Annotated in this window: 5 protein-coding genes and 2 pseudogenes; 3 read left to right on the top strand and 4 right to left on the bottom strand. The window is 66.1% G+C overall.

Going from position 1 to position 4,802, the window contains the following annotated elements:
- Both K228_RS0123895 and K228_RS0123890 read left to right on the top strand, forming a co-directional pair.
- On the top strand, window positions 1-628 hold a 628-nt coding region (locus K228_RS0123895; RefSeq protein WP_223160763.1), incomplete at its 5' end, for an alpha/beta hydrolase.
- Window positions 629-639: 11 nt separating this feature from the next.
- Entirely contained in the window at window positions 640-1,155 is a 516-nt protein-coding gene (locus K228_RS0123890) for a hypothetical protein (protein ID WP_025620643.1), read from the top strand.
- A gap of 75 nt (window positions 1,156-1,230) precedes the next feature.
- On the opposite strand, the pseudogene K228_RS26185 reads toward K228_RS0123890, so the two are convergent.
- Window positions 1,231-1,687, bottom strand: a pseudogene (locus K228_RS26185) (DUF5753 domain-containing protein); the annotation flags it as partial.
- Between the two features lie 152 nt (window positions 1,688-1,839).
- Window positions 1,840-2,037 (bottom strand): hypothetical protein, encoded by a 198-nt coding sequence (locus K228_RS0123880; protein ID WP_018724500.1) that lies wholly within the window; start codon window positions 2,035-2,037, stop codon window positions 1,840-1,842.
- A 102-nt stretch (window positions 2,038-2,139) separates the two neighbouring features.
- Here K228_RS0123880 and K228_RS0123875 point away from each other — a divergent pair, with 102 nt between their 5' ends.
- On the top strand, window positions 2,140-2,835 hold the full coding sequence (locus tag K228_RS0123875) for a pentapeptide repeat-containing protein (RefSeq protein ID WP_025620642.1): 696 nt from the start codon (window positions 2,140-2,142) through the stop codon (window positions 2,833-2,835).
- 45 nt (window positions 2,836-2,880) lie between these two features.
- On the opposite strand, the gene K228_RS0123870 is transcribed toward K228_RS0123875, so the two are convergent.
- Window positions 2,881-3,705, bottom strand: a complete 825-nt coding sequence (locus K228_RS0123870) for an amino acid permease (RefSeq protein WP_245603586.1) — start codon at window positions 3,703-3,705, stop codon at window positions 2,881-2,883.
- A 26-nt stretch (window positions 3,706-3,731) separates the two neighbouring features.
- Window positions 3,732-4,094, bottom strand: a pseudogene (locus tag K228_RS29900) (DUF2975 domain-containing protein); the annotation flags it as partial.
- Between the last annotated feature and the right edge of the window lie 708 nt (window positions 4,095-4,802).

The following is a 4,802-nucleotide window of genomic DNA, read 5'->3' as shown; positions in this document are numbered from 1 at the left end:
ACACAACCACAAGACTCAGCGGTGGCTGCTCCATGCTCACGGACAAAACCACACAGCTCCAGCAGGTCCGAACGGATCTCCTGCTGGAGTACTAGAGGCCCCGGACAAGCGGACCTCAGCGGTCTACTGGTATGGCTACGATGCCCCAGACGAAATTCTTCCTGACGCGGGCCTGGACTCCTATGCCGAGGGCGGCGGCCCGGTCCTTGACACCTTTCAGAGCGGGCTACGCGCCACCCATGACGGCGGAATTCCTCCGCATAACACCGTGCTCGGCCACAGCTACGGCTCCACGGTAATCGGTCACGCCGCGCGGGGCTCCGATTCTTTTGACGCCGACACCGTGGTGTTCGTCGGTTCGCCTGGCGTTGGCGTCGACCATGCCTCCGAGCTGACTGGTGTGCGCCCCGATCAGGTCTGGGCCACCACGGCGAAGCACGACATCATCGGTCGGGTGCCCGACTGGGTGCACGGCAACGACCCCAGTGAGCTCGACTTCGGGGCACGGGTCTTCGCCAGTGACCCCGGCAACCCCGACGACGAGGCGGCCACCCACTCCGCCTATTGGAATCCGAACAACATCGCGCGTAAGAACATCGCGCTGATCGATACCGGCCAACTCTCATGAGGTGTAGTGACATGGTATGTCGCCGGTTAGGTGCCGTGCTGGGCTTGGCCGTGGGGATCATGATGGCGGTGGCTGGCTGTCTGGGAAAGGAGAAGGCCTTGCAACTCACCGAGACGAGCGCACAAGCCACCCGACGAGTTAACATCCTCTGGGAGGAGGCGTTCGCGCAATTGCCCGCCGGCGTCACCACCGAGAGAAACCTCAGCCTGGACTCTCTCTCATGTGATGCCCCTACCGATGGCGGTCCAGAAGGCAGGATATTCGTGGAACGACGAGCTCAGGTTGTTGCACCTGCCTCCAGTTCCTGGTCGGTAACCGAGGTTTTGCCCACGCTCTCGGAATTCTGGGAGCGAAAGGGGTACAAGGTCATCACTGATGATCGCATCGTTAATGAGTACCGCCACACCGTTCAGACCGACGACGGCTATCAGTTGATGGTTAGAGTTTACGACCGTGCTGACCGCCATGACATCTATGTCGGTGTTAACTCGCCCTGCGTGTGGGAGTTCGGGACGCCTGACCCGTAGTAGTGGCTGGTGGCCAGCGGGAAAGGCCCAGCCTCCGTGGAGGAGCCGGGCCTTCCCGGGGGCTGGTCAGTGTCGCTGGTGGTCCAGGTGGGTCACCAGCGAGCCGTCGCCGAGAGTGGCCAGGATGAAGCCGCCCTGTATCCCAGGGTAGATCCCAGCCTCGTCGGGCACCACGAGGATCTGCACGTGCGGTAGCTCCCCCATGTTCACCAGGTGAGCGACCTGCTCGGCCATCATGCCTGGCTGGCCGACCACCGGCCGGCGGAGCACCATCACGTCGATGACCGCCACGAGTTGGACGGGCTGGTCACCGGAGAGAATCGCCTGCCGTCCGAGTCGGGAAAGCACCCGCTGTTCAATGTCATCGGTGTAGGGCAGGTTGTGCGACAGGGTTGCCGGCGCGTATGCCTCCGTCTGTAGCAGGCCGGGCACCCACGCCGGCTCGTACCAGCGGAGTAGGGTCGCTTCCTGCTCGCACTCGATCCACTCGCGCAACCAGTCCGGGTCGGCCTTGGCTAGCTACTCGGAGCATCCGGCCGACTCGGCCGTCCTGGCCCTCTCCACGACGGACCAACCCCCCGCGAACTATTCGACCGATTCGTCGCCTGGGGACCATTCCGACGATCGGCCGGAACGGCCCCGGGGGTGAGCCCGCGGTGCCAGACCGCGGGCCCTGATCGTCGGTCAGCCGAGCACGACCTCATGCCGGTACGCCTGCACCCGGGCGCCGTCGACGAGGACAACCTCCACTCGGCTCCCATCGTCGGCACGCCGCTGTACGGCGTGAATCGGCTTACCGGCATGCTCGGCGATCCGGTCCTGGTCGGCGCGATCGGGCCGGAAGACCCAGTTCAGGTTTACGGGATTATTCGACACCTGCACCCCCGGGTTGGCACGTTTGTTCGAGCGCCGAGTTTAGTCGCGCCAGCGCCCCGCGCCGGTGCGCGACACGGCGGCCGTACGGTCAGAGCCAGGCCCTAGGGTGTGGGTGTGCCTGCCCGATCCTCTGCGCCGCGACGTGCCACCGGCTCGCGGAAGCAGCGAGAACCCCGTAGCCCGGTCCCGCCGGCCGAGGTCAGCCTCTGCGAGGCGACGGCGCTGGAGCCGGAGTCGACGCTGGAACGCCAGGCGCTCTACCGGGTGCGGCTGGCCGGCCAGGATGCCGCCACGGTGACCTTCCGGCAGTGCCGGTTCCGTGGCGCAGACCTCTCTGAGTGCCGGCTGGATCAGGTGGTGCTGACCGACTGCCTGGTGACGGATTCCAGCTGGGCCAATCTGCGCGCCGACGGCGGAGAGTTGGCCCGGGTGCGGCTGGAGCAGTGCAGGATGACGGGCGTGACGTTGGCGGACGGCGTGCTGCGGGATGTCACCTTGGTGGGGTGCCGCCTGGACCTGTCGGCGTGGCGGATGACGACCTTCGACGCGGTGCGGTTCGAGGACTGCAACCTTCGGGGCGCCGACTTCACCAACGCGGACCTGCGGGGTGCGACTTTTCGGAGCTGCGACCTGACCGGGACGGTGTTCCATCACGCGTCAATGGAGGGCGCCCGGTTTCGGGGCTGCACCCTGGCTGGTGTCGGCGACTTTTCCAGTTGGCGGGGCGCGGTGGTGGACCACGAGGATCTGATCAGCCTCTCGTACGGCCTGGCCCAGGCGGCCGGCATCCGCGTTGAGGGCTGACAGCGGGCCGCCAATTGTGCTGGTGGCCCGCTGCCCCGCTGTTGGTCAGTAGGCGTAGACGCCGTACGCGGCCAGGGCCTCCCCGACCGGTTGGTGGAAGGCGTGGGCATTGTCGTTGGGGCAGCCGCCACCCCGGCTGCCGACGAGGGCGATCGTGAGTGTTCCCAAGATGAGAATCGTCGCTGTTCCCAGCGCTGCGATCAGTATCGCCACCGGGTAGCCCCGGCCCGGGTTCCTCACATCTTGTACGTGGACCGCGTTCATCTCCATGCCGGAATAGAAGAGAAAGATGCTCGCGGCGAGCGCCAGGTTGCTGAGGCTGCTCAGGTCGGGAATCGCGTCATCCCAGTCCAGCTGGATCTGCGGTGTGCCACCGGAGATCAGGTAGGCGAAGCCGAGGGTGATGAGGGCGGCAGCGGGGATGATCGTTCCGATAATTCCACCCCACTTCGCGATGCGGGTGAAGGCGGCTACCCCGCCGGCGGCGATGGCGGTCGCGAGCCAGTAGACCGCAAGCACGGAGAGCAGGATGTAGAGCTGGTTGCCGGAGAGCTTCTCGTCGATTGTGTCCTGCGGGCCGGTGTATGCCAGCGAGATCGCGGCGAAGGTGAGGACCAAGGGGAACCAGATCGTCACCTGCGCGATGAGCAGGAATATGGCGAGGAAGCCCCAGCGGTCCCCGAACGCCTCCCCGGCCCACCGGAACACACCGCCCTTCTCGGGCCACGTGGTAGTGAGTCCGGCGGCGACCAGCGAGACCGGAATGAGGAAGAAGACTGCCGCGAAAAGGTAGAAGAAAGCTGAGCCCAGCCCGTACTCGGCCTCGGTTGGCGGGCCGTCCAGGCTGAGTACCGCGACGATGTTGAGCATCGCCAGCCCGACAACAGTGATCTTCGCCGAGGTCCGGCCAGAGCGACCCGCTCGACCCCGGTAGGTGCCATGATCGAGAGCTCCATCGACGGGGTGAACAGTTCCACCGGTGGTAGCCCGGTCGCCGCATCCCGAGTGCCGTCGGAGGTGTGGGTGAAGGAAAACAACGTGAGGTTCTCGGCCCCGAGTGCCTCCCAGCGTTCGGCAAACCCGGCTCCCGGCTGCACCGCCACCGATGGCGCCGGCTGCGGCTCGGGCATCCAGGCCATGCCGCGCCCAAGCTCCAGGCCGGATGGGCCAAGCGCGGTCGGCCATACGCCGAACGCCAGCACGGCCGCGGCGGCTACGCAGAGTAGGCCGGTCAGCAGGCGCGCAATCGCCTTCGTCAGCACGCCCACCCGTAGCTCCCCGATCTCCGCTGGGTGATAGGACCCCCGGAGTCAGTGATGGTAGCGGCTCGCCGATGGTCTGTTACGCCCTCCGGCGGTCACCAAACACCCGGGATCGGAGCCCATGATCCCCGTCCCCGCCCCCGTCCGAGTCCGCAACCCCGTCCCAGACGCCGGTGGGGGCCGCGGCTGACCCTCCCGCCCCGTCCAGCGCGCCGACCCGCACCGTGCCGGCGCCGTCAGCACCGACCAGCACCGGCTCGACCCAGAAGTGCGCCACCGTGAAGGAAATTGACTGTGCTCGCGCATCGTTGGCTCGGGACCATTCAGAATGGAGACTTCCATCAACGCGCCACATGGGCTGGAGAACGGAACGTGGGTGTACAGCACGGGCGCGGCGGGTGACGGGGCCGAGCCGACGACGAGCTTGTTCATGCGGGTGATCATCAGCCAGGTGGTGCGTCCTGGACGACCGACTGTGGTGCTTCACGACTATGTGGAGCAGTATCTTGCTGCCCGCCCAGGTGACAGTAGAGACGCAGTCGTGAACTGCCCTTAGGTCTATTCGTTCCCGAGCGGTTGGCACCCGGTTGACCCCTGACGCACTGCACAGGCCCTGGGTGTCAGGGTTGGGTGAGACCAGCGGTTCAGAGCAAGTAGCCCTCCCGGGGCGAGGATGGATCTTCTCTCGATGACGATTTCCAGCGC

Origin of the sequence: Salinispora cortesiana, from assembly GCF_000484695.1 — a bacterium.
In the GTDB taxonomy this organism is placed as follows: Bacteria; Actinomycetota; Actinomycetes; order Mycobacteriales; family Micromonosporaceae; genus Micromonospora; species Micromonospora cortesiana.
This window is presented reverse-complemented; position numbering and strand designations above follow the sequence as displayed.

What these genes read in the sequence shown, in the direction of transcription:
- K228_RS0123870 (WP_245603586.1), bottom strand. Translation starts at nt 3,705, where the DNA reads ATGCTCAACATCGTCGCGGTACTCAGCCTGGACGGCCCGCCAACCGAG.
- K228_RS0123890 (WP_025620643.1), top strand. Translation starts at nt 640, where the DNA reads ATGGTATGTCGCCGGTTAGGTGCCGTGCTGGGCTTGGCCGTGGGGATC.